The sequence below is a fragment of the Kitasatospora sp. NPDC001683 genome (genome assembly GCF_053596495.1).
Genome location: NZ_JBSFGK010000052.1, coordinates 12944 through 35803 on the forward strand (window position 1 = coordinate 12944; position 22860 = coordinate 35803).

A 22860-nucleotide genomic window follows, 5' to 3' on the forward strand; every position below is an offset into this window, starting at 1 on the left:
CCCCGTCTCGCCCCGGCGCCGGAGCACTGCCGAGGGCTACTTCGGGCTCTCCGAGGGCTTCATCTGGTAGATGTCCGAGGCCGCCGGCTCGGCCGCCTCGACCGGCTTGCCGTAGTCCGACAGCGAGGTGGTCGAGGTGACCTTCACCTGGTCCTTGGCCTCCTTCGACCCCGCCACCCCGGCGAAGGTGAACACCTCGACCACCTTGTGCAGCCGGCCCTGGTCGTCCAGCCAGGCGTCGTACGGGACCTCCTTGACGGTGAAGGTCTGCCCGCCCATCCGCAGGCCGTCCCCGCCCCGGCCACCGGTGGCGTCGGCCGCCTTGGCCAGGTCCAGGGTGCCCCGGTAGTGGTGCAGCGGGGTGCCGTCCACGGTCTCGGTGCCGACCAGCTCGGCCTTCTGCACCCCGCGCAGCGCGCCCGCCGCCGAGGCCGGGTCGGTGGCGCCGCTGCTCACCAGGTTGCCGTCCGGCAGCTGGCGCACGTCCAGCTTGACCCACTTGCCCGCGGGCACCTTGGCCCCGCTGTTCTGCAGGTAGACGGTGCCCGGCAGGACCACCTCGACGATCTTCCCGGTGGTCGCCGCGCCCGGCGGCACCTGGACCTCCAGCCGGCCGATCCGCTTCACGTAGTCGTAGCCGCCGCTCCCGCTGAAGGAGGCCTTCTTGTCGGCGGACTCGGTGACCAGTTCGGTGGCGGCGTGCGCGGAGCCGGTGCGGCCGGTGATGTCGGCGGCGTCGCGCACCGCCTTCAGCGGGTCGGCGGCCAGCTGGTCGGGGACGGCCGACTGCTGGTCGGCGGAGCCGCCGCCGGAGTGGCCCGAGCAACCGGCGGCTCCCGCGGCCAGGGCGGCGGCGAACAGGGCGGCCCCGGCCGCCGAGCGCAGGTGCGGCCCCGGACGGCGCGCTGGCCGCCCGGTTCGCTGCTGGTCGGTCATCTTCATCCTCGCGACAACCCCCTCGGGCCCGACTGCCCCACCGGACACCCCCGGGTGGGCAGAGCTCTTTCCGGGCAAACGAGTTGAACCGCGAAGGGTTACGGGCGCCGGCGGAGCCGGGGCGTCGCGCACCGGCCGTCCGGCGCGTTACGGTGAACCACGTGCACAGTGAGCTGCCGACCGTCCCCGGCACCACCCCGATGCCCGAGCACCGCGCCGAGATCAGCGAACGCGGGTCCTTCGCCTTCGCGACCTGCAGCTGCGGCTGGTACTCCGCCGCCCGCCGCTCCCGCGACCTGGCCCGCCGCGAGGCGGCCGACCACGTCGCCGAGTACGGCGGCGACGCGGCGCCCTAGGACCCGGGTCGGGCGGTCCGGCCGGTCAGGCCGCCAGGTCCGACTCCGGCGGCTGCTCCTCGGAGTGCACCGCGCCCCGCCCGCGTCGACGGCCGCGCGGGACGGTGCCGCGGGCCGCCGTACCGCCGCGCTCCGGCGCCCGGATCAGCGGGGCGACCGCCGTCCGGCTCAGCGCGTGGCAGAACGGGACCAGCACCGCCATCGCGATCGGCGCCAGCAGCAGCACCACGGCGACGGCGAGGGCGAAGCCGCCGATCACGTCGGTCGGGTAGTGGACGCCCATGAACATCCGGCAGAAGCCCTGCAGCAGGGCCAGGCCCCCGGCGATCCAGCCCAGCTTCCGGTTCACCAGGAACAGCGAGACCGCGACGGCCATCGTCATGGTCGAGTGGTCGCTGACGAAGGAGTGGGTGCCGGCCTTGCCGTCCACCAGCACCAGCAGCCCGGGGTGGTCGACGAAGGGCCGCGGCCGGTCCACGATCGCGGCGATCGGCAGGTTGGCCAGCTCGGCGACGGCCACCGAGAGCGGCACCCAGAGCAGCCCGGCGATCGCCACCGGCGCGTCCGGGCGGCGCCTGGCCTGCAGCCAGCCCACCAGCCCGAGCATCGCGAGGCCGATCAGGATGCCGTACTCGCCGATCCACGAGACCAGGTGGTCCAGCCACTGCGGGGAGCGCTTGGCCAGGCCGTTGACGGCGTAGAGCAGGCCGAGGTCGGGGTTGGTCGTGTCGGCAAGCGGCGTCGACACGCCGCACCTCCTTCTGGTCCGCTGCACCTGTTCGTTTTCCGCCGGGCCCGCCCGGCGCGGAAAGCTGACGAGGGGCCATCGGACCCAACGTCATCGCCGGGACACAGCGTTCCACGGAAACGCGGGGTTATGGAAACTTGACTCAGCGTCCACAGCCCGCACACAGATCGACGGACGACTCAGCCGGTCCCGCCGGTTCCACCGGTGTTGTCGAACCGGCTCGGAGCCGTCGGGGCGGCCGGGGCGGCGGCCGCGGGGTTGGCGGTCGCCGCCGGGGTGGTCGGCGCCGTGGTGCCCGGGCGGCTCGGCGGGTTGACCGCGCCGTTGCCGTTGTGGTCGCGGGTCGGCAGTGCCTGGGCGCCGTCCGAGGTGACCCGGGTCGCTCCGATGTACTCCTTGGTGTCGATCTTGTCGTAGCGGATCACCGCCCCGGTGTGAGGCGCGTTGATCATGTAGCCGCCGCCGACGTAGATCCCGACGTGGTGGATGCTCCGCGGATCGCTCAGGTCCGTCGCGAAGAACACCAGGTCGCCCGGCCGCAGCTGATCGCGCGACGGGTGCGGCCCGGCGTACCACTGGTCGTTGGCCACCCGGGGCAGGTCGATGCCCACGGAGGCGAACGCGCGGAGGGTGAGCCCGGAGCAGTCGAACTGCCCGTTCTGCGAGGCCAGGCCCTCACCGCCCCACAAGTACGGCGTGCCGAGCTTGGTCTGGGCGTAGTAGATCGCGCCGGCCGACTGGGCGGACACCTCCACCGGCGCGGTCTGGGCGGTGAAACTGCGGGCCATCGCCTGGATGTTCCGCACGTAGCCCTGGGTCTCCTTGTACGGCGGGACGCCCTGGTTCTTCGTCACCGCGTACGGGCCGGCGTTGTACGCGGCCAGCATGTTGGCCTGCGGGTCGCCCGGTACGCCGGCGACGTCCTTGGCCAGCGCGCAGTCGTACACCGCCGCGGTGGCGATCGCGTCGTACGGGTTCCAGACGTCCTTCTTGCCGTCCCCGTCACCGTCCGTGGCGTACACCGGCCAGGTGCCCGGCATGAACTGCGCCATTCCCTGTGCCCCGACCGGGGATTGGGCCTTGGGATCAAAACCGCTTTCCTGGTACAGCTGCGCCGCGAGCATTGGCGGGGAGATCTCCGGGCAGAACGAGCCCCACTTCTGGAACGCGTCCTGGTAGGCCGCCGGGACGGTTCCGGGAGAGAGGGCGGAACGATTCGCCGACTGCTGCGGCGTCCCACTTGCCGCATACGTCCCCATCGTCACCAGGCCGAGGAATCCGAACGCGACAACTCCCGCCGCAGCGGCGGCCGTACCGGCCCTCCGGAGTACCATCAGCACCATCCCGACGAATCGTCAGTCGAAGTGTCCCGGAAGGCGTTGCTCACCGCAATCATCAGAGATACAAAGAGTGAGCGCTATCCTTCGTACGGTGGACATCCTCGCGTACGTGTCCGACGCCTCACGACCAATCCGCGAGAAGTAGCCAAGTCGACATCAGATCTGGCCAAGAATAGGCACCGACCCTTCGCGCGGGCGGGGTCCGGGCCCTTGAATTTGCCTGATCGGGCGGTGAGATGGAAATGAACCTGAGCAGCGTGCACACCTATGCGGTCGGCCACCTGGCCGATGACCCCCCTAAGAAGCCGAGCATCGACACCATCATCGGTGGGATCGCCCCGGACTGGGGGCCGTTCGCGAGCCTCGGGTCGGAGGCCCGGGTGATGGTCGAGGTCATCATGGCCGTCGCCATCCTGGTCTGCCTCGGCATCGCGGTCTGGGGCGCGGCCAAACAGCGGATCGGTGCGACCGCGATGCGCGACAGCTTCGGCGCCGAACAGGGCAAGGGGCTGATCATCGCCGGGCTGACCGGCGTGTTCATCATCGGATCACTCGGCACACTGTTCACCATTGTCTACGGCATGGCGATCTGACGATAGGACAGCAGTGACCCGGCCCGCCTGAGGGCAGGCTCCCGCCCGGATCTCCCCAGTGGCCGACCAGCCAGGACTCCAACCCCGTTCCCACCCTCCGTCCGCGCCCGCCCCAGGCCGGAGGGCCCCCGGAGCCGCCCCGGCTCCCCGCACCAGGAGGGCCGCCGTGCCGTTGTCCGACGACCAGCCGCACACCCGTACGCGGCTGCCGGTCGACGCACAGCCCTCCGCACCCCAGACCCTCCGTCAGTCACGACCACTGCGCACCCTGCTGACCGTCCTGGTGGTCGTCACCCTGCTCGTCGTCGCCATCTCCATCGCCAACCGCGGCAAACCCGGCACCGGCAGCGGCGGCGGCAGCTCCGCCGACCGCGCCGCCCCGGGCGCCGCCTCCGGCGCCGGTCCGGCCCCCAGCGGCGACCAGCCCGTCGGCACCACCGTCAACGGCATCGCCTCCGGCTTCCCGCACAGCGACCAGGGCGCCCAGTCCGCCGCCGCCAACTACGCGGTGGCGATCGGCTCCGCGGACATGTTCCGCACCGACAGCCGCCACACCATCGTCGCCACCATCGCCGACCCGGGGGCGGCGGCGGCGCTGCAGAGCCGGCTCGACCAGGGCTTCGGCGGCGACACCGCCGCCCGCTACGGCCTCGACGCCCAGGGCCGCGCCCCGAAGGGCCTCACCTTCGTCAGCCGCACCATCCCGGCCGGCACCAAGTCGACGGGCTACAGCGACGCGGACGCCAAGGTCGAGGTGTGGTGCGCCGGCCTCACCGGCCTCGCCGGCGAACGCTCCGTCCAGCCGGTGACCGCCAACTGGTTCACCCTCGCGCTCTCGCTCCACTGGACGGGAAGCGACTGGAAACTCACCGACTTCACCAGCAGGCAGGGCCCCGCGCCGATGCCCGGAGACCAGCAGGCCGCAACCGCCGAGGAGATCACCGGCGCCGTCCAGCAGTTCGGGGGGTTCCGCTATGCCCGTTGACCAGACCACGCACCGATCGACCGCACGCCGTGCGGGCACGGTGGTCGGCGCCTTGGTCACCCTGCAGGTGGCGGTGATGATGGCGGCCCAGCGGGTGTTCGCCGATCCGTCGCCGACCGCCACACCCACCTGCCAGAAAGTCGATCTCCCGATCCCGGGCAGCGATGCCGGCTGCGCTCCCAACGGAGCGGTCGTCATCCCCGGGAGCGGCGCCGTCAACAACGTCACCGACCCGCTCGGTTCGCTCGCCAAGGGCTGCGCCCAGGCGGCGGCCTGGGTGGTGCGGAACCTGTCGGGGGCGATCGACGGGACGACGTCGGTGGACTTCACCAACCAGTCGTTCCTGCAGCAGTACGCCGTGGTGTTCGCGGTGTCGACCGTGATCACGCTGGTGCTGTGGCTGCTGGCCGTGACCAAGCGGGCGGTGCGGGGGGCGCCGTTGACGACGGCGATCTCGGAGGCGGTCGGCTTCCTGTGGCTGACCGTGGTGGCCTCCGCGTTCACGCCGCTGATCCTGTACACCGTGGTGAGCGTGACGGACGGGCTGACCAAGGCGATCGCGGTCGGGACGAAGTCGGACACCGGGACGTACCTGGGCGGGTTCGCCGACACCCTGGAGAAGGGGAACGTCGGCGGCGGTCCGCTGATCCTGGTGATCGTGTCGCTGGTCGCGGTGCTGGCGGCGGCGGTGCTATGGATCGAGCTGGTGATCCGGGCGGCGATGCTGTACGTGGGGGCGCTGCTGGGGACGGCGGTGTACGCGGGGCTGGTGGACCGGCAGTTGTGGAAGCACGTGCGCCGGTGGGCCGGGATGATGCTGGCGGTCGACCTGGCGAAGCCGATCATCGTGATCATCCTGGGTCTGGCGGGTGCGGTGGCGACCGGGGCCGGGGCCAACGACGACTTCGCCCGGGTGCTGTCCGGGCTGGCGATCCTGTTCCTGTCGATCTTCGCCAGCGCCGCGGTGTACCGCTTCGTCCCGACCTTCGGCGACGAGATGCTGAACATGCGCCGGGCCCGGGCCAGCGCGGTGCAGGCCGGCTCGGCGATGATCAACGGCACCGCGAACCTGATGAAGCAGGGCATCACCACCCACGGCGATCGCGGTCCGCAGGCGGCCGGCGGGGGTGGCGGTGCGGGCGGCGGTTCGGTGGCGCCCGGGATCGCCGCGCACGCCGGCCGGACGCCGGCCCCACCGCCGCAGGCCGGGCCGCCGCAGGCGGCCCCGGTTCCGATCCGCGACAGCAATCCAGCGAAGGGAGGGTGACGGGTAAGTGAGCAGCGAACCGCTCGGCCAGTACGGTGCCCAGTACGCCCAGCCGTACGTGCACCAGCGCCGCACCTACCTGATCGGCAAGGCCCGCCCGAACGCGCCGATCGGCCGGAACCGGGAGTCCGGCGAGATCCTGCTGATCATCTTCGGGGCGTTCCTCGGGATGCTCTGGGGCCTGTTGATGCCGGTCCTTCCGCTGCGGATCGCCGGTCTGCTCGGCCTGCCGCTGCTGGCCATCGCGGCGGTCTACGTGCCGTACCGCAAGCGGACGTTCTACAGGTGGGTGGAGATCAACCGCACCTACCGCCGGATGGTCCGCAGCGGGCGTTCGGTGTGGCGCTCGGACGCGATGGACGCGGGCACCCGGATGGACGGCCGGGAGGTGGAGATCGGCCCGCCGCCCGGCGTGGGGCGGCTGCGCTGGCTGACCGCGCCGTTCGGGCCGGACGAGGTCGGGGTGCTGATGCACCTGGAGCGGCGGACGGTGACGGCCGCGATCGAGATCGAGGGCCCGGGCGTCGGGCTGCGCGACTCGGAGGACCAGGAGGCCCTGGTCGACCGCTTCGGCACGCTGCTGAAGCACGTCGCCAACGGGGACGGCTTCGTGACCAGGCTGCAGATCCTGGCCCGCACCCTGCCGGCCGACCCGGACGCGCACGCCAAGGACGTGGAGCGGCGCGGCGACCACGACGCGCCGCGCTGGCTGCAGGAGTCGTACGACCAGCTGCAGTCGATGGTGTCGACCTCCTCGGAGCAGCACCGGGCGTACCTGGTGGCGTGCATGCACTACACCCGTGACCTGGCCGCAGAGGCGCACGCGATGGGCCGTACGGCGACCGGCAGGCGGGCCCGGGACGACGACGGGCTGGCGGCCGTGATGGCCCGCGAGCTGACCGACATCTGCGCCCGGCTGGCCGAGGCGGACATCCGGGTGCGCCAGCCGCTGGGCCAGGCCCGGTTGTCCTCGCTGCTGCACTCGATGTACGACCCGGACCACCCGATCGACCACATCCAGGCGATGTCCCGGCGCAACGCCTGGCCGGCCGAGCTGGACGCGACCCACCCGCAGTACCTGACGGCGAAGACCCGCGAGTCGGCGACCCGGGAGCCGTGGTGCCACGCCACCGCGTGGGTCAAGGAGTGGCCGCTGACCCCGGTGGGGGTCAACTTCCTGGCGCCGCTGCTGGTGCACACCCCGGACGTGATCCGGACGGTCGCGGTGACGATGGACCTGGAGCCCACCGACGTCGCGATCGAGCGGATGCTGACCGAGAAGACCAACGACGAGGCGGAGGCCAACCGCGCGGCCAAGATGAACCGCACGGTCGACCCGCGCGACCTGGCGCACACCGGCCGGGTGGACCAGCGCGGTGACGACCTGGCCTCCGGCGCGGCCGGGGTGAACCTGGTCGGCTACATCACGGTCTCCTCGCGCAACCCCGACGCGCTGGCCCGCGACAAGCGGACCATCCGGGCGTCGGCCGGCAAGAGCTACCTCAAGCTGGAGTGGTGCGACCGCGAGCACCACCGGGCCTTCGTCAACACCCTGCCGTTCGCCACCGGCATCCGCCGCTGACCGTCGCGACCGCCCCCCGTCCCCCCGTACCACGCCCGTCCACCCCCTACTGCTGGCACCAGGAGGCCGCCCATGGCGCTCGGCAACCTCACCGACGCGTTCACCAGCCTGATGTTCGGCAAGGTGGAGACCACCCGGCTGCCGGTGCGCACCTCCACCGGGCAGGCGCAGGCGGTCTACCTGCCCACGGCCGCACCGGGGTTGGGCGACTCGGGGGTGATCATCGGGCGGGAGGTGTACAGCGGCAAGGGCTACGTGTACGACCCCTTCCAGCTGTACGGGCAGCAGCTGCCGGCCCCGCACTGGCTGGTGCTGGGGGAGTCCGGCAACGGCAAGTCGGCGCTGGAGAAGACCTACGTGCTGCGGCAGTTGAGGTTCCGCGACCGGCAGGTCGTGGTGCTCGACGCGCAGGGCGAGGACGGCGTGGGCGAGTGGAACCTGATCGCCAACGCGCTGGGCATAAAGTCGATCCGGCTGGACCCGATGGCGGCCCGGGACGGCGGGGTGAAGCTCAACCCGCTGGACCCGGCGATCACCCAGACCGGCCAGCTGTCGCTGCTGCGCACCATCATCGAGGTGGCGATGGGGCGCGGCCTGGAGGAGCGGGCGGGCTTCGCGCTGAAGGCCGCGCACGCCCACGTGGTGGCCACGGTGAAGGACCGTCAGCCGGTGCTGGACGACATCATCGACACCCTGCGCAGCCCCGAGCTGTCCTCGGTGGAGTCGCTGGGCGTGGCGGTGGACGAGGTGCAGTCCTGGGGCCTGGACGTGGCGCTGGTGCTGGACCGGCTGGTCGACGGTGACCTGCGCGGCATGTTCGACGGCCCGACCACCGACGGCATCGACCTGGACGCGCCGCTGATCGTCTTCGACCTCTCGCACATCGACCGCAACTCGATCGCGATGCCGATCCTGATGGCGATCGTCGGGGTGTGGCTGGAGCACACCTGGATCCGGCCGGACCGGAAGAAGCGCATCTTCCTGGTCGAGGAGGCCTGGCACATCATCAACAGCCCCTTCGTGGCCCAGCTGTTCCAGCGGCTGCTGAAGTTCGGCCGCCGGCTCGGGCTCTCCTTCGTCGCCGTGGTGCACCACCTGTCGGACGTGGTGGACGGCGCGGCGGCCAAGGAGGCCTCGGCGATCCTGAAGATGGCCTCCACCCGGACGATCTACATGCAGAAGGCCGAGGAGGCGCGGGCCACCGGGCGGGTACTGGGGCTGCCGCGCTGGGCGGTGGAGATCATCCCGACCCTGTCGCCGGGCATCGCGGTGTGGGACGTCAACGGCAACGTCCAGGTGGTCAAGCACATCATCACCGACACCGAGCGGCCGCTGGTGTACACGGACCGTGCGATGACCGAGGACGCGGTGGCCGAACGGGAGCGGGCCGAGCGGCAGTTGGCGGCCGAACCGGGCGTCTGACCGGAGCTCCGACCGGGAGTCGACGCAGCGGCCCGACAGGCGTCGGAGGGATCGTGCGCAGGCTGCCCGTCCCGGCCCGGAGGCGATGGTTCGTCAGCAGGTGATCCTCTCGTTATGTCCGACGTCCTGACAGCTACGCGCGTTGACCCTAGGCTGCACTCGCGCAACTCATCGCCCGCGCGCCGGTGTCCTCCGCCGTCGCGCGGTCCTCCAAGGTGCAGGGGAACCTTTCATGCTCACCGTCAGATCACGACGGACGGCGCTCGCCGTCGTCGCCGCCGCAGGTCTGTTCGGCACGGTGGCCGTGCCGACGGCCGCTCAGGCCGCCGACGCCAACGCCAAGCGTCACAGGACCGTCAACCTCCAGCTGCTGGCGATCAACGACTTCCACGGAAACCTGGAGCCGCCGGCCGGCTCCTCCGGCACGATCAAGGAGGTCGATCCGGCCACCGGTCAGGTCGTCTCGACCCCGGCCGGCGGCATCGAGTACCTGGCCACCGAGCTGCGCAAGGCGCGGATCCCGGCCGACGACTCGATCACCGTCGCGGCCGGCGACATCGTCGGTGCCAGCCCCCTCACCTCGGCGTTGTTCCACGACGAGCCGACCATCGAGGCGATGGACGAGCTCGGCCTGGACGTCACCTCGGTCGGCAACCACGAGTTCGACCAGGGCGCGGCCGAGCTGCTGCGCAAGCAGGAGGGCGGCTGCCACCCGACCGACGGCTGCTACGAGCCCGGTCGGACCTTCAAGGGCGCCAACTTCAACTACCTGTCGGCCAACGTCACCGACGAGAAGACCGGCAAGACCCTGCTGCCGCCGTACTGGGTGACCAAGTCCCAGGGCGTGAAGATCGGCTTCATCGGCGTCACCCTGGAGGGCACGCCGAACATCGTGACCGCCGAGGGCGTCAAGGGCCTGAAGTTCGCCAACGAGGTCACCACGATCAACAAGTACGCCGCCGAGCTGAAGGCCGAGGGAGTCAACTCGATCGTCGCGCTGATCCACGAGGGCGGTTACCCGGCCAGCAGCGTCTACAACTACGACTGCGGCCCGGCCGGGCAGGGCATCTCCGGCCCGATCGTCGACATCGCCAGGAAGATCGACCCGGCGGTCGGCGCCATCGTCACCGGCCACACCCACAACGCGTACGCCTGCAGCATCCCCGACCCCAACGGCGTGCCGCGCTCGGTGACCAGTGCCGCCTCCTTCGGCCGGCTGTTCACCGAGATCGACATGAAGCTGGACAAGACCACCGGCGAGATCGTCCGCCCGTCGGTCAAGGCCGAGAACCACGTGGTGCGGCGCACGGTCGAGAAGGCCCCGGACATGACGGCGCTGATCGACCACTACGCCAAGCTGGCCGCCCCGATCGCCAACCGCCCGATCGGCTACATCTCCGCCGACATCAACGGCCGCGGCAGCAGTGACCTGGAGAAGCCGCTCGGCGACGTGATCGCCGACGCGCAGCTGGAGGCGCTCGCCCCAGCCGACAAGGGCGGGGCGCAGGTCGCCTTCATGAACCCCGGGGGCCTGCGCTCCGACCTGGTGTACAAGGCCTCGGGCGGTGAGGGCGACGGCGTGGTGACCTACGGGGAGGCGTTCACCGTCCAGCCGTTCACCAACATGATGCAGGTCAAGACGCTGACCGGGGCCCAGCTGATCCAGCTGCTGCAGCAGCAGGTGAGCGGCCTCAACGGCGCGGCGCCGAAGGTCCTCCAGGTGTCCTCGAACCTGCACTACACCCTGGACATGCGCAAGACCGGCGCGGACCGGGTGGTGCTGGACTCGATCCGGCTGAACGGCGCGCCGGTCGACCCGGCCGCCAAGTACCGGGTCGCGGCCAACGAGTTCCTGGCCGGCGGCGGCGACGGCTTCCCGGCCTTCGCGGCCGGCACCGACAAGCTCGTCGGCGTCTCCGACCTGGCCGTCTTCACGGCCTACCTGGCGGCCCACAGCTCGGCCTCCTCGCCGCTGAAGCCGCCGGCGCAGGACCGGGTCAAGGTCCTCGGCCCGGGCAGTGACATCGACTGACCGTGAGCCGGGAATGAGGACGGGCGGGGCGCTGTCGGGGCGCCCCGCCCGTTCTGTTTCCCGTCTATTCGGGGGCGGGGCCGCCGGGCAGCCGGACGGTGGCCAGGGCGCCGGGGCCGCCGTCCTCGGCCGGGCCGAGGGCGACCTCGCCGCCCGCGTCCCGCACGCTCTGCGCGACGATCGACAGGCCGAGGCCGGAGCCCGGGAGCTGGCGCGAGGAGGGGGAACGCCAGAACCGGTCGAAGACGTACTGCAGCTCGTCCGGCGGAATGCCCGGACCGTGGTCGCGGACGGTCAGCACGCCCTGCTGGAGCCGGACTTCGATGGTGCCCCCGGGCGGGCTGTACTTGACCGCGTTGTCCAGCAGGTTGATCACGGCCCGCTCCAGGCCGGCCGCGTCGCCGTGCACGTACCAGGGCTCGGTGGTCGTCTCAAAGACCAGCCCGGGTCCGCGGAGCTTCGCCCGTTCGACGGCCCGGCCGGCGATCTCGTGCAGCGCGACCACGGTCAGGCTGGGGCCGGCCTTCGGGGTGTCGGGGCGGGACAGCTGCAGCAGGTCCCCGATCAGGACGGTGAGTTCCTGCATCTGCGCCTTCATGTTGCCCAGCAGCTTGGTCTTGGTCGCCGGGGGCAGCGGACGGCCGGTGTCGTCGCTGCGGATCAGCAGGTCGACGTTGGTGCGCAGCGAGGTGAGGGGCGTCCGCAGCTCGTGGCCCGCGTCGGCGATCAGCCGGGTCTGGCGCTCGCGGGAGTTGGCGAGGGCGGTGCTCATCGAGTTGAAGGAGGTGGAAAGGCGGGCGATCTCGTCGTCGCCGTGCACCGGGATGGTGGTGCCGACCTCCTCGGTGCGGGCGATGTGCTCGACGGCGTCGGTGAGTTGGTCGACGGGCTTGAGGGAGGAGTGGGCGACGAGGCGGCCGGCGACGGCGGCGAGGAGGATGCCGCCGAGGGAGACGGCGCCGAGGAGGATGGCGAGGCCCTGGAGGGAGTCCTCGACGGACTTGGTCGGTGTAGCCACCATCACCAGCACGGGCGGGAGACCGGGGCGGCGGAATACGGAGACTCGGACCATGGCGGGATCACCGTTGGTGTAGTGGCCGTCGCGGATGATCGATTGGCTGCCCGAGTGTTGGAGGGCCTCGATGTCACTTTTCTGGATTGCGATCGCGCTGCTGGCGCTCGGGGGTAGACAGACCTGGACCGGATCCGCCAGGACGTACTGGGTGTCCCGGGGGACGGGACCTCCCGTCACCTCGGGCGGAGCTGTCTGCACCTTCTGTAGTGCCGCCTCAGGTGTGCTGGGACAGGGGACGTGGAGGGTCACCCCTCGTGGAGCCGGCGCATTGCGTAGCTCCGTCTCCACCTGGCCGTAGAGCTGCTTGTGCACGATGAACCAGCAGGCCAGCGCCGACAGCGCGATCGCCACCGCCACCGCTGCCGCGCTCAGGAAGGTGAGGCGGCCGCGCAGCGAGCGGGAGCGGAGCCAGTGGACGATGCGCTGGCGGCGGCTGGGCACCACGCGCGGCGGAGCCAGCGGCGGCGGCGGAACAGCGTTCACGCGCCGGTGCCGGCGGCCGGGCGCAGGGCGTAGCCGACGCCTCGTACGGTCTGGATGAGCCGCGGCATGCCGCCCTGCTCGGTCTTGCGGCGCAGGTACATCACGTACACGTCCAGGGAGTTGGAGGAGGGCTCGAAGTCGAAGCCCCAGACCGCCTTGAGGATCTGCTCGCGGGTGAGGACCTGCCGGGGGTGGGCGAGGAACATCTCCAGCAGCATGAACTCGGTGCGGGTGAGTTCGACCGGCTTGCCGGCGCGGGTGACCTCGCGGGTGGCGGTGTTCATCCGCAGGTCGCCGAAGGCGAGGACCTCGCTGTCGTCCTCGGCGGCGGCGCGCGCGGCGGCCTCGGCGGCGAGGGCGTTGCGGCGCAGCAGGGCGCGGACGCGGGCGAGGAGTTCGTCGAGTTCGAAGGGCTTGGCGAGGTAGTCGTCGGCGCCGACGTCGAGGCCGGTGACGCGGTCGCCGACGGCGTCGCGGGCGGTGAGCATCAGCACGGGGACGGTGTCGCCGCGGGAGCGCATCCGGCGGACGGCGGTGAGGCCGTCCATCCGGGGCATCATGATGTCCAGCAGGACGAGGTCGGGCTTGTCGCGTTCGACGGACTCCAGGGCCTCGTAGCCGTCGGTGGCGGTGGCGACCTCGTAGCCCTCGAAGGCGAGGCTGCTCTCCAGGGCGTCCCGGAGGGCGGGTTCGTCGTCGACCACGAGGAGCCGGGCGGAGGGCTGGCCGGCCTCGGCGGGGGTGCGGTCGTCGGCGGACGGGGTCATGGGCTGGTGCCCTTTCTCGTCGTGTGGAGGGCCTGCTGGAAGCAATTGTCCGCCTCGCGGACGGTTACCGGCTCTCAGGGATTGTGGCTCACAGGCGCTCGCCGGCTTCGAGCTTCGGCAGGACCTGCTTGATGTCGTTGATCGGAATGGCGAAGCCGAGGCCGACGCTGCCGGCCGTGCTGCTGCCGCCGCCGGCGGTGGAGTTGGCGCCGTTGGGCGCGTACATGGCCGAGTTGATGGCGATGACCTGGCCGTTGGCGTTGATCAGCGGGCCGCCGGAGTTGCCGGGGTTGAGGGCGGCGTCGGTCTGGAAGGCCTTGTAGGTGGTGGTGTCGCCGCCGCCCTGCTGCTGCGGGAGGCTGCCGCGCAGGCCGGGCAGGTTGGGGAAGCCGAAGCCGCCGTTGCCGCTGGTGGTGCCCTCGTCGAGCTGGACGGTGACGTCGCGGTTCTCGGCGCTGATGATCCCGGAGGTGACGGTGCCGGTGAGGCCGTCGGGGTTGCCGATGGCGACGACGGGGTCGCCGACGGCCACGGTGGAGGAGTCGCCGAGGACGGCGGGGGTGAGGTTCCTGGCGCCGGTCGCGGTGATCACGGCGACGTCGAGGTTCTTGTCGGTGCCGGTGACGGTGGCGGGGGCGGTGGAGCCGTCCTTGAAGGTGACGGTGATCCGGCCGCCGGCGTTCGCGGTGTCGATCACGTGGTAGTTGGTGAGGATCTGGCCGCTGCCGTTCACGACGACGCCGGTGCCGGTGGCGGTGCCGTTGCCGCTCTTGACGGTGATCTGGACGACGCTGGGCGAGACGGCGGCGGCGATGGCCGGCACGTTGGCGCTGCCGTCGGTGCGGGCGGAGACCGGGCTGGCGATGGTGCCGACCCTGGTGTCGGAGGACTGCCGGTCGGCGGCGACGACCCCGCCGGTGACCCCGCCGATGACGGCGGCGATCGCGGCGACGGCGGTGACCAGGGCGAGCCGTCCGCGCAGCAGGCCGCGCCGGGCGCGGTTGCCGTGGCCGCCGTGGCCCTCGGGGCCCTCGGGGCCCTCGGCGGAGGGGTACCCGAGCAGGGTGGGCGGCTCGGGGGGCATGGGCGGGGGAGGGGGCGGTCCGTCGAAGCTGCCGCCGGAGTGGTCCTCGCGGTAGCCGTAGCCGTGGTCCTGACCGTACCCGGTGCGCGGGTCGGTGCTGCCGGCGCCGCCGCCGAGCACGGTGCCCTCGATGATGCGGGGCTGCTCGTACGGGCCGTAGTGCTCGTCGGGGTGCTGCTGCTGTTCGCTCATGCCGACCAAGCTCCGCCCGGTGGATGAGGGCTGGATGAGAAGCGGCTCAGAACGCCCCGAGAAGCGCGTTGACTTCTCATAAAGCCTGGTCAGGCCGCCTGTGGAGCGGAATCGGCGGCTCCGCTCCGGGCTACTCCGGCAGCGCCCGGCCGGGCGCGGCGCCGTCGCAGCCGCAGGAACGGCGGATGACCAGGCGGGACGGGAACTTGCGGACCCGCTCGGTGTCCGATCCGGGCACCATCAGGGAGTCGTCCAGCACCAGGTCCACGGCGGCCCGGGCCATCGCGTCGCGGTCGGAGGCGACGGTGGTCAGCGGCGGGTCGGCGAGCGCGGCCTCGGGCACGTCGTCGAAGCCGGCCACCGCGAGGTCCTCGGGGACCCGCAGGCCGACCTCGCGGGCGGCCCGCAGCACGCCGATGGCCTGGTCGTCGGTGGAGCAGAAGATCGCCCGCGGCCGGTCCGGCCGGCGCAGCACGCCGAGCGCGACGTCGTACGCGCCGTAGCGGTGGAAGGGCGCGTCGATCAGGTGCGGCGCGGTGGGGACGCCGTGGGCGTCCATGGCGCGCTGCCAGCCCTCGACGTGGTCGATGACCGGGTCGCCGGGGGCGGGGGACTCCACCGGGCCGCCGAAGCAGGCCACGTACGGGTGCCCGTGCACCTCCAGCAGGTGGCGGACGACGGCCTCGGCGCCGCCCACGTCGTCGGTGACCACCGCGACGTCGTCGATCGCCTCGGGGCGGCGGTGCAGCAGCACCACCTTCGCCCCCTCCATCGCGGCGAACTCCTCGGCGGCGCGCTGCGAGGGGCCCTGGCTGACCAGGATCAGGCCGGAGACCCGCATGCCGAGGAAGGCGCGGACGTAGTGGACCTCGCGGTCGTCGACGTAGTCGGAGTTGCCGATCAGCACGAGCTTGCCGCGCTCGGAGGCGGCCCGTTCGACGGCGTGGGCCATCTCGGCGAAGAAGGGCTGGCGGGCGTCGGGGACGACCATGCCGATCAGGTTGGTCCGCCGGGAGGCCATCGCCTGGGCGACGCTGTTCGGCCGGTAGCCGAGCTGCTCGATCGCCGCGAGGACCTTCTCCCGGGTCGCGGGCGCGACCGGGCGCGGCCCGTTGTTGATCACGTAGCTGACGACCGCCGTCGAGGTCCCAGCCAGTCGGGCTACATCGTCGCGCGTCACCTTGGCCACGGGGGGAGTCTACGCGTGTGGCCACCGGGGCGGCAGTGGGACCTGAGGCCGTTCCGGTGGCACACCGGGAGCAATCCGGACGAGCCGGGCGTGGGCGGGCCCGGGGGCCCGCCGGGCCCGCCCGGCCGCCGGATCAGGCCTCGAGCGGGGCCGAGGGGCGCTGGGCGAGGTCCGGGCGCTCGCTCTTCTCGGGCTTCTCCGGGACGACGAAGCGGTAGCCGACGTTGCGCACGGTACCGATCAGCTGCTCGTGCTCGACGCCGAGCTTGGCGCGCAGCCGCCGGACGTGCACGTCCACCGTCCGGGTGCCGCCGAAGTAGTCGTAGCCCCAGACCTCCTGCAGCAGCTGGGCCCGGGTGAAGACCCGGCCGGGGTGCTGGGCGAGGTACTTGAGCAGCTCGAACTCCTTGAAGGTGAGGTCGAGTGCCCGGCCCTTGAGCTTGGCGGAGTAGGTGGCCTCGTCGACCGAGAGGTCGCCGTTGCGGATCTCCATCGGGCTGTCGTCGACGGCGACCTGGAGACGGCCGAGCGCGAGCCGCAGCCGGGCCTCGACCTCGGCCGGGCCGGCGGTGTCCAGCAGGACGTCGTCGATGCCCCATTCGGCGGTCACGGCGGCCAGGCCGCCCTCGGTGACCACCAGGATCAGCGGACAGCCGATGCCGGTCGAGCGCAGCAGCTGGCACAGGCTGCGGATCTGCGGCAGGTCGCGCCGTCCGTCGACCAGGATGACGTCCGCGCTGGGGGTGTCCACCAGGGCCGAGCCCTCGGCGGGCGCTACCCGGACGTTGTGCAGCAGCAGGCCGAGGGCCGGCAGCACTTCGGCGGACGGCTGCAGCGCGTTGGTGAGGAGGAGGAGAGAACTCATACCCGGTGGTCCCCTTTCCGGGTCGTCGCGGATGCGTCCCGGCTGCCGCCGCAGCCGGAGGGCGCAGGTGCTGAGGGGAGGGGGGAGGACGCCCGGGCGGCTTCGGGGGAGCGCGTGGCGCACCGGGGGTCCCGCAACCCCTGGCGCACCGTTCCTGCCCTGCTCATCCCGCGAACCCTCCGGTCTGGTCCGGTCCCGGGTGGCGGCCCGGCGCCGGGTGGCGACACCCCGCCGGGCCGGCACGTCCTTGTGCCGCGAGAGGCGGGGCGGTTCCTGCGGCGCGCCGGGGGTGGGCCGGCGAATCGCACGAACGTCCGTACTGGCGTCCTGAAAGCACAAAAGGACCCGGGGGCGACTCTGCCCGGATCCCTCTTGGAGGTCGAGGATAGCCGACCGCTCTGCGCACCGGGAGTGCGCGAATCCGGCGGTTCGCCCAATCCGGGCGCGCGCGGGGTGAGTCTGGACACAGCTTCGAGCGCCGCACTGCGCCGGTCCGGCCAGGGCGATTGCCGCTCGGACCGGCGGACACGCCATCATGGGACGCACATCGGCGGCGCTGACCGGTTCCATCGTTCGGGTGGTCGGGCGGGCGCTCCGGTGGCGAGCCGGACCGGGCCACCGGGGCCGGGCGAGGACGAACGGAAGGGGTGGCCCGATGGGCGCGACCACCGAGCCCGCGAGCGGCGCCCGGGCGCGCGGGACGATCCGCTATTGGGCGGCGGCGAAGTCCGAGGCCGGCCTGGCCGAGGAGCCGTACGAGGCGGCGACCCTGGCGGAGGCGCTGGCGGCGGCCAAGGAGCGGCACGCCGACCGGCCGAAGCTCGTCCGGCTGCTCGGGCACTGCTCGTACCTGGTCGACGGCGCGCAGGTGGGCGGCCGGGACCACGCGACCGTGGCCCTGACCGAGGGCGGGACGGTCGAGGTCCTCCCGCCGTTCGCGGGAGGCTGAGCGGCGTGACGGACATGACCAACCCGAACCAGGGCGGCGGCTACGGCAACTGGCCGCAGCAGCCCCATCCGCCCCATCCGCATCCGCAGCAGCCGCCGCAGCACCCGTACGGCTATCCGGTGGACGACGAGGCCGCGACCACGCTGCTGCCGCCGGTGCCGGCGTTCGACGACGAGGCCGCGACCACGCTGTTGCCGCCCGTCCCGCCGCTGGCCGACGACGCGGCGGCCACCGCGCTGCTGCCGCCGGTGCGGGTCTCCGGTGCGATGCCGGTCGCCCCGCCGCAGCACCTCGGGCAGCCGCCGGTGCAGCAGCCCCCGATGCAGCGGTCCCCGGTGCAGCAGCGCCCTGTGCAGCCGCAGCCGCCGCAGCAGCCCTCCCGGGCGCGGCACGCGGCGCCGGTGCCGCCGCCCGCCCCGCAGCAGGCCGCGCCCGCCGCAGGGATGCCCCCGGTGCCGCCGCCCGCCGCCGGGCCCGGCTTCGACCCGCCGACCATGACGCTCAAGCGCCCGGACGCCCCCGCCGCCGCGCCCTACGGGTCCGCCCCGCCGTACGGCGCCCTCCCGGCGCAGCCGGTGCCGGCGGCCGCGCCGAGCGCCGTCCCGGGCGGCCGGACCGGTTCGCCGATCATCGACCCGGGCCTGCAGCCCGCCCTGATCACCGCCGGCGCGGCCGCGCTGCTGGCCGGTGGTGCGGCGCTGGGGCAGGTGGCGCTGGCGCTGGTGGTCGCGCTGCTGCAGCTGCTGACGGCGGCCGGCTGGTTCCGGCTGAACGGGATGTGGCCGGCCCGGCAGGGCATCCTGCTCGCCGCGCTGGCCGGATTCACCGCGGACGCGGCCGTGTTGCTGGCGGACTCGAACGGCGGCGTGGCGGCCGTGGTGGGCACCCTGGGCGGGTTCTTCCTGCTGGTCCTGGTGCTGCAGACGTTCCGCCCGTCGGATCCCAAGGAGCGGTTCTACGCGCTGACGGTGCTGGGTTCGGCCACCGTGGTGACGGCGCTGTGCACCACGCTGCTGCTGGCCGAGTGGGTGCCGGCCGGGGTGGGGGCGGTTGCGCTGGCCACGCTGCTGGCGGCGGCTCCGCTGCCCGGTCCGAAGCAGCTGGGCCCGGTGCTGGGCCTGGTCGCGGCGGTGCTGCTGGGCTTCCTGGTGGGCGCGCCGGTGGCGCTGGGGGCGCTCGCCGGGCTGGGTGCGCTGGTCGGCCGCCGGGTCGCGGCGTACGACTTCCCGTCCCGCTTCGTGCACATGACGGCGGGCGTGGCGCTGCCGCTGGCGGTGGCCGCGCCGCTGATCTGGATGGCCACCGACCTGCTGGCCGGCTGAGCCGGGTGGGTCACGACCGCGTCCCGCCCCGGAACCACGTTCCGGGGCGGGACGTCGTACGGTCGTGCGGAAGGGGCCGCGTCCGGGCGGCTCCGGGACGGGACGGTTCCGGGACGGCGAAGGCTCCGGGGCGGCGACGGACCGCAGTGGACGACGACAGCGACCGGCGACGACGGGGGACACGATGCGCGGATGGCTGAAGGCGACGATCGCCCTGGTGGTGCTCTCCGGGCTGCTGGTGGGCGCGGACCGGATCGCGGTCGGCGTGGCCGAGGACGAGGCCGCCGACCAGCTGGTGAAGAGCGGCCAGATGAGCCGGCGGCCGGACGTCACGATCGAGGGCTTCCCGTTCCTGACCCAGGTGGTCTCGAAGAAGCTGGACGACGTCCGGATCTCCTCGGACGGCCTGACCGTCCGGAACGACGGCCAGCAGGTGGCGCTGCACTCCTTCAGGGCCAAGCTCTCCGGGGTGGAGGTGAGCGACAGCCTGAACAGCGCCACCGTGGACAGCGGCACCGGCAGCGGTGTGATCAGCTACCAGGACCTCGCCCAGCTGCTGCCCCCGGCCTCCCAGTTGATGGGCGGCGCCCCGCTGCCGGGCGGCGGCAACTCCCGGCTGAGCCTGTCGTACGGCGGTCCGGGCAAGGTCAAGGCCTCGCTGGGGCCGGTCTCGGTGGGTGAGGCCACCGTGCACAACGAAGGCAACACCATCACCGTGGACGGCCTCAAGCTGAGCTCGCTGGCCGAGATGTTCGCCGGGCTCACCAACCGGAAGGTCGAGCCGGCCAGTTTCACCCTGGACTCGATGCCGGCCGGGCTGAAGCTGGCCGCGAAGGACGGCGTGACGCCGCTGCCGGAGGGCCTCCAGCTGTCCTTCGAGGGCAAGGGCGTCAAGCTGCTGGGGTGACCCCGGCCCGCCGTCCCGAGGCACCGGGTTCCCGTTCCGCTCCGCGAGACGCGCTGTCCAGCGCGGCGCGCGGAGCGGTGTCGTTTCCGCCCGTTGTGTGCCGCCGGCGGAAGCCCGGCCGGGGCCGGGCCGGGCACCCGAAGGTCAAATCCCGCCATTCGGGCGTTTCGATCTCGGCATTCGATACGCTGATGACAGCGGGCCTCCGGTGTCCCTAGCATCGTCGGCATGAAGCGACAGGCGGATCTCACGAAGCGGCGGGCGGTCGACCTGTGCCGCGTGGCTGCCTGTCTGTGTCGAATGCGCTAAGTCGGCATCCTGGCAGGGCAGTTGACGCCCGCCGCCGATCTCTCCGGTGACCTCGCCCGGCTCTTCGGGCCGATGGTCGCCGCCGTGCCCCGCACTCCCCGCCCGGTCGTCCCGGCTCCGTCCCTCCGTCCCGTCATTCGGACAGCATTTCGGACGGGAATTCGGGCCGCACCCGTCCGGGCAGCCCTGCAGCACCCGCTGAGCAGCACCTTCCGCAAACCGCCCACGGATGGAGAACACCACCATGAGCCGCAGCGACGTCCTGGTCGACGCCGACTGGGTCCAGGCCCACCTGGACGACCCGAAGGTCGTCATCGTCGAGGTCGACGAGGACACCTCCGCCTACGACAAGAACCACATCCGCAACGCCGTCCGGATCGACTGGAAGAAGGACCTCCAGGACCCGGTCCGCCGCGACTTCATCGACCAGGCCGGCTTCGAGGCGCTGCTCAGCGCCAAGGGCATCGCCAACGACGACACCGTCGTCCTCTACGGCGGCAACAACAACTGGTTCGCCTCCTACGCCTACTGGTACTTCAAGCTGTACGGCCACGGCGACGTCCGCCTGCTGGACGGCGGCCGCAAGAAGTGGGAGCTGGACTCCCGCGACCTGGTCTCCGAGGTCCCGGCCCGCCCGGCCACCGAGTACACCGCCCAGGCCGCCGACTCCTCGATCCGCGCCTTCCGCGACGACGTGGTCGCCGCCATCGGCAACCTCAACCTGGTCGACGTCCGCTCGCCCGACGAGTTCTCCGGCAAGCTGCTCGCCCCGGCCCACCTCCCGCAGGAGCAGTCGCAGCGCCCCGGCCACGTGCCGAGCGCCCGCAACATCCCGTGGGCCAAGAACGCCAACGACGACGGCACCTTCAAGAGCGACGAGGAGCTCAAGGCCCTGTACGAGGCCGAGGGCATCGACCTGGCGAAGGACACCATCGCCTACTGCCGCATCGGCGAGCGCTCCGCGCTCACCTGGTTCGTGCTGCACGAGCTGCTCGGCCAGCAGAACGTCAAGAACTACGACGGTTCGTGGACCGAGTACGGCAGCCTGGTCGGCGTGCCGATCGAGCTCGGCAGCAACTGAGCCCCCCGGCTCGACCCGTAAGTCAGAAGGGAACATCAGACATGTGCGGTGCGAAGGCCGGCGGCCCGGACCTGGCAGGAGTTGACGTGGCGAACGAGACGATCATCCAGGGTTCGGTGACCCGAGACGGCGAGCCGGTGAACGGCTACGTCCGGCTGCTGGACGAGGGCGGCGAGTTCACGGCCGAGGTCCCCACCTCGGCGACCGGCCAGTTCCGGTTCTTCGCCCGCCCGGGCAAGTGGACCCTGCGGGCGCTGGTCCCGGGCCAGACCGTGGACCGTCAGGTGGTGGCCTCCCGGGGCACCGCCGTCGAGGTCGCGATCGCGGTCTGACCAGGCCGGACGATCACGCCGAGGGCCCCTGCCGCGCAGGGGCCCTCGGCCGTACCGTGGAAGACGTGCAGACGAGGCGCCGGCGGCGCTACTACTACGCCATGATGGGCGTGTGCCTGGGCCTGTTCGTCCTGGCCTGGGGCGTGGTGCGGTTCTTCTCGGTGGGCGCCGCGGTGGGCCTGTGCGTGGTCGCGATGGTCATCCCGCCCGCCGCGGCGGTGTTCGCCAACAAGCGGGACCCGGACGACGACTGGTGGAACGACCCGCGCTGGGACGACCCGAAGTGGGACGACCCCGGTCACGACCGGGACCGCCCCGACCACGAGCCGCGCGACAAGCCGCAGTAGGCGGGCTCAGTAGACGAGCGCCTGGACGCCGTCCGCCGTGATCTCGCTGACGAAGACCTGCGCGCCCGCGATCCGGACACCCTCGACGGTGTCCTTCTGCTCGATCCCGCGCCGGGCCGCGCACTGGGTGCACAGCGTCACCGAGCCGGCCGCCAGGATCGACTCCAGCAGGTCCGGCAGCGGCGCGGCGTGCGGCAGCTCGAACTCCGCCGCCCTCCCCGGCAGGGCGAACCAGGAGGACTCCCCGGTCAGCCAGAGCGAGACCTCGATCCCGCTGGCGACGGCCACGGCCGCCACCGTGAAGGCCTGCGAGCACCGCTCCGGCGCGTCCGCCCCGGCGGTGACCTTGATGACGAGCTTCTTCGACATGGCGCCACCTTAGAGGTCATGCCACTCCAGCCTGCCGTCATCCCGGAATCCCTTGGGCAAACCTTGGACGGCGGGGTGGCGCGGGGCGCGAAACCCGACGTGGTGGGGCTCACCGCGACCGGCGGTAACACGCCGGATAGAGTGAGCGCGAGCAAAATCCACCACTCTCTCTCCGCCTGGGAGTCCCCCGTGACCGGTCTCGAATGGTTCTTCGATGGTCTGCTGGCCCTGATGGCCGTGCTGATCACCTGGTTCGCCATCTTCTCGGTGATGAAGCTGTACCAGGGCCAGCGCTGACCCTGCCGTACGGTTGAGGCAGACCGCACCG

Annotated in this window: 24 protein-coding genes; 15 read left to right on the forward strand and 9 right to left on the reverse strand. The window is 72.2% G+C overall.

The genetic code is table 11. From position 1 onward, the window contains the following. Positions 1-36: 36 nt before the first annotated feature. Complete coding sequence (locus tag ACWCYO_RS25590; protein WP_270145073.1) at positions 37-936, reverse strand: hypothetical protein; 900 nt, start codon at positions 934-936, stop codon at positions 37-39. 161 nt (positions 937-1097) lie between these two features. Here ACWCYO_RS25590 and ACWCYO_RS25595 point away from each other — a divergent pair, with 161 nt between their 5' ends. Beyond that, complete coding sequence (locus ACWCYO_RS25595; protein ID WP_270151503.1) at positions 1098-1292, forward strand: hypothetical protein; 195 nt, start codon at positions 1098-1100, stop codon at positions 1290-1292. 25 nt (positions 1293-1317) lie between these two features. Here ACWCYO_RS25595 and ACWCYO_RS25600 read toward each other — a convergent pair whose 3' ends face one another. Next, positions 1318-2040: a phosphatase PAP2 family protein gene (locus ACWCYO_RS25600; protein WP_449785511.1), complete on the reverse strand. Its 723-nt coding sequence runs from the start codon at positions 2038-2040 to the stop codon at positions 1318-1320. Positions 2041-2219: 179 nt separating this feature from the next. After that, a complete protein-coding gene (locus ACWCYO_RS25605; RefSeq protein ID WP_449785512.1) occupies positions 2220-3374 on the reverse strand; it encodes an NlpC/P60 family protein in 1155 nt (384 codons plus the stop codon). A 248-nt stretch (positions 3375-3622) separates the two neighbouring features. Here ACWCYO_RS25605 and ACWCYO_RS25610 point away from each other — a divergent pair, with 248 nt between their 5' ends. The 6 genes from ACWCYO_RS25610 (at position 3623) to ACWCYO_RS25635 (ending at position 11261) form a co-directional block, all read left to right on the forward strand. Further along, on the forward strand, positions 3623-3973 hold the full coding sequence (locus ACWCYO_RS25610) for a hypothetical protein (RefSeq protein WP_387624880.1): 351 nt from the start codon (positions 3623-3625) through the stop codon (positions 3971-3973). Positions 3974-4139: 166 nt separating this feature from the next. After that, the gene (locus ACWCYO_RS25615) at positions 4140-4958 is read left to right on the forward strand and encodes a hypothetical protein (RefSeq protein ID WP_449785513.1); all 819 of its coding nucleotides are present in this window, start codon (positions 4140-4142) and stop codon (positions 4956-4958) included. 52 nt (positions 4959-5010) lie between these two features. After that, positions 5011-6225, forward strand: a complete 1215-nt coding sequence (locus ACWCYO_RS25620) for a hypothetical protein (RefSeq protein ID WP_449785514.1) — start codon at positions 5011-5013, stop codon at positions 6223-6225. A 7-nt stretch (positions 6226-6232) separates the two neighbouring features. Beyond that, positions 6233-7807: an SCO6880 family protein gene (locus ACWCYO_RS25625; protein ID WP_449785515.1), complete on the forward strand. Its 1575-nt coding sequence runs from the start codon at positions 6233-6235 to the stop codon at positions 7805-7807. A gap of 72 nt (positions 7808-7879) precedes the next feature. Then, positions 7880-9229, forward strand: coding sequence for an ATP-binding protein (locus ACWCYO_RS25630; protein ID WP_449785516.1), 1350 nt, complete (start codon positions 7880-7882; stop codon positions 9227-9229). 232 nt (positions 9230-9461) lie between these two features. Then, entirely contained in the window at positions 9462-11261 is a 1800-nt protein-coding gene (locus ACWCYO_RS25635; RefSeq protein ID WP_449785517.1) for a bifunctional metallophosphatase/5'-nucleotidase, read from the forward strand. Between the two features lie 64 nt (positions 11262-11325). Here the strand turns inward: ACWCYO_RS25635 and ACWCYO_RS25640 are convergent, their stop codons facing one another. The 5 genes from ACWCYO_RS25640 to ACWCYO_RS25660 form a co-directional block, all read right to left on the reverse strand. Next, complete coding sequence (locus tag ACWCYO_RS25640) at positions 11326-12777, reverse strand: HAMP domain-containing sensor histidine kinase (RefSeq protein WP_449785518.1); 1452 nt, start codon at positions 12775-12777, stop codon at positions 11326-11328. Between the two features lie 38 nt (positions 12778-12815). Beyond that, positions 12816-13586, reverse strand: a complete 771-nt coding sequence (locus tag ACWCYO_RS25645) for a response regulator transcription factor (RefSeq protein WP_270145054.1) — start codon at positions 13584-13586, stop codon at positions 12816-12818. Between the two features lie 88 nt (positions 13587-13674). Further along, positions 13675-14862, reverse strand: coding sequence for a S1C family serine protease (locus tag ACWCYO_RS25650; protein WP_449785519.1), 1188 nt, complete (start codon positions 14860-14862; stop codon positions 13675-13677). A gap of 130 nt (positions 14863-14992) precedes the next feature. Further along, entirely contained in the window at positions 14993-16051 is a 1059-nt protein-coding gene (locus tag ACWCYO_RS25655) for a LacI family DNA-binding transcriptional regulator (RefSeq protein WP_270145051.1), read from the reverse strand. A gap of 133 nt (positions 16052-16184) precedes the next feature. Further along, on the reverse strand, positions 16185-16916 hold the full coding sequence (locus ACWCYO_RS25660) for a response regulator transcription factor (RefSeq protein WP_270145049.1): 732 nt from the start codon (positions 16914-16916) through the stop codon (positions 16185-16187). 655 nt (positions 16917-17571) lie between these two features. On the opposite strand from ACWCYO_RS25660, the gene ACWCYO_RS25665 reads away from it, so the two are divergent. The 7 genes from ACWCYO_RS25665 (at position 17572) to ACWCYO_RS25695 (ending at position 22163) form a co-directional block, all read left to right on the forward strand. Continuing rightward, complete coding sequence (locus ACWCYO_RS25665) at positions 17572-17865, forward strand: MoaD/ThiS family protein (RefSeq protein WP_270145048.1); 294 nt, start codon at positions 17572-17574, stop codon at positions 17863-17865. A 5-nt stretch (positions 17866-17870) separates the two neighbouring features. Continuing rightward, the gene (locus ACWCYO_RS25670; RefSeq protein ID WP_270145046.1) at positions 17871-19187 is read left to right on the forward strand and encodes a hypothetical protein; all 1317 of its coding nucleotides are present in this window, start codon (positions 17871-17873) and stop codon (positions 19185-19187) included. Positions 19188-19371: 184 nt separating this feature from the next. Further along, positions 19372-20094 (forward strand): LmeA family phospholipid-binding protein, encoded by a 723-nt coding sequence (locus ACWCYO_RS25675; protein ID WP_270145044.1) that lies wholly within the window; start codon positions 19372-19374, stop codon positions 20092-20094. A gap of 228 nt (positions 20095-20322) precedes the next feature. Then, positions 20323-20403: an Ms5788A family Cys-rich leader peptide gene (locus ACWCYO_RS25680; protein ID WP_369405619.1), complete on the forward strand. Its 81-nt coding sequence runs from the start codon at positions 20323-20325 to the stop codon at positions 20401-20403. Between the two features lie 244 nt (positions 20404-20647). Then, the gene (locus ACWCYO_RS25685; protein WP_270145042.1) at positions 20648-21484 is read left to right on the forward strand and encodes a sulfurtransferase; all 837 of its coding nucleotides are present in this window, start codon (positions 20648-20650) and stop codon (positions 21482-21484) included. Positions 21485-21525: 41 nt separating this feature from the next. Further along, the gene (locus tag ACWCYO_RS25690; RefSeq protein ID WP_270145040.1) at positions 21526-21816 is read left to right on the forward strand and encodes a DUF1416 domain-containing protein; all 291 of its coding nucleotides are present in this window, start codon (positions 21526-21528) and stop codon (positions 21814-21816) included. Between the two features lie 65 nt (positions 21817-21881). Continuing rightward, positions 21882-22163: a DUF3099 domain-containing protein gene (locus ACWCYO_RS25695; protein WP_270145038.1), complete on the forward strand. Its 282-nt coding sequence runs from the start codon at positions 21882-21884 to the stop codon at positions 22161-22163. Between the two features lie 6 nt (positions 22164-22169). Here the strand turns inward: ACWCYO_RS25695 and ACWCYO_RS25700 are convergent, their stop codons facing one another. Continuing rightward, positions 22170-22532: a DsrE family protein gene (locus ACWCYO_RS25700; RefSeq protein ID WP_030288986.1), complete on the reverse strand. Its 363-nt coding sequence runs from the start codon at positions 22530-22532 to the stop codon at positions 22170-22172. Positions 22533-22550: 18 nt separating this feature from the next. Here ACWCYO_RS25700 and ACWCYO_RS25705 point away from each other — a divergent pair, with 18 nt between their 5' ends. Continuing rightward, complete coding sequence (locus tag ACWCYO_RS25705) at positions 22551-22829, forward strand: hypothetical protein (RefSeq protein ID WP_270145035.1); 279 nt, start codon at positions 22551-22553, stop codon at positions 22827-22829. The last annotated feature ends 31 nt before the right edge of the window (positions 22830-22860 follow it).

What these genes read in the sequence shown, in the direction of transcription:
- ACWCYO_RS25590 (WP_270145073.1), bottom strand. Translation starts at nt 936, where the DNA reads ATGACCGACCAGCAGCGAACCGGGCGGCCAGCGCGCCGTCCGGGGCCG.
- ACWCYO_RS25605 (WP_449785512.1), bottom strand. Translation starts at nt 3,374, where the DNA reads ATGGTACTCCGGAGGGCCGGTACGGCCGCCGCTGCGGCGGGAGTTGTC.
- ACWCYO_RS25610 (WP_387624880.1), top strand. Translation starts at nt 3,623, where the DNA reads ATGAACCTGAGCAGCGTGCACACCTATGCGGTCGGCCACCTGGCCGAT.
- ACWCYO_RS25630 (WP_449785516.1), top strand. Translation starts at nt 7,880, where the DNA reads ATGGCGCTCGGCAACCTCACCGACGCGTTCACCAGCCTGATGTTCGGC.
- ACWCYO_RS25635 (WP_449785517.1), top strand. Translation starts at nt 9,462, where the DNA reads ATGCTCACCGTCAGATCACGACGGACGGCGCTCGCCGTCGTCGCCGCC.
- ACWCYO_RS25645 (WP_270145054.1), bottom strand. Translation starts at nt 13,586, where the DNA reads ATGACCCCGTCCGCCGACGACCGCACCCCCGCCGAGGCCGGCCAGCCC.
- ACWCYO_RS25650 (WP_449785519.1), bottom strand. Translation starts at nt 14,862, where the DNA reads ATGAGCGAACAGCAGCAGCACCCCGACGAGCACTACGGCCCGTACGAG.
- ACWCYO_RS25660 (WP_270145049.1), bottom strand. Translation starts at nt 16,916, where the DNA reads ATGAGTTCTCTCCTCCTCCTCACCAACGCGCTGCAGCCGTCCGCCGAA.
- ACWCYO_RS25665 (WP_270145048.1), top strand. Translation starts at nt 17,572, where the DNA reads ATGGGCGCGACCACCGAGCCCGCGAGCGGCGCCCGGGCGCGCGGGACG.
- ACWCYO_RS25675 (WP_270145044.1), top strand. Translation starts at nt 19,372, where the DNA reads ATGCGCGGATGGCTGAAGGCGACGATCGCCCTGGTGGTGCTCTCCGGG.
- ACWCYO_RS25680 (WP_369405619.1), top strand. Translation starts at nt 20,323, where the DNA reads ATGAAGCGACAGGCGGATCTCACGAAGCGGCGGGCGGTCGACCTGTGC.
- ACWCYO_RS25685 (WP_270145042.1), top strand. Translation starts at nt 20,648, where the DNA reads ATGAGCCGCAGCGACGTCCTGGTCGACGCCGACTGGGTCCAGGCCCAC.
- ACWCYO_RS25690 (WP_270145040.1), top strand. Translation starts at nt 21,526, where the DNA reads ATGTGCGGTGCGAAGGCCGGCGGCCCGGACCTGGCAGGAGTTGACGTG.
- ACWCYO_RS25700 (WP_030288986.1), bottom strand. Translation starts at nt 22,532, where the DNA reads ATGTCGAAGAAGCTCGTCATCAAGGTCACCGCCGGGGCGGACGCGCCG.
- ACWCYO_RS25705 (WP_270145035.1), top strand. Translation starts at nt 22,551, where the DNA reads ATGCCACTCCAGCCTGCCGTCATCCCGGAATCCCTTGGGCAAACCTTG.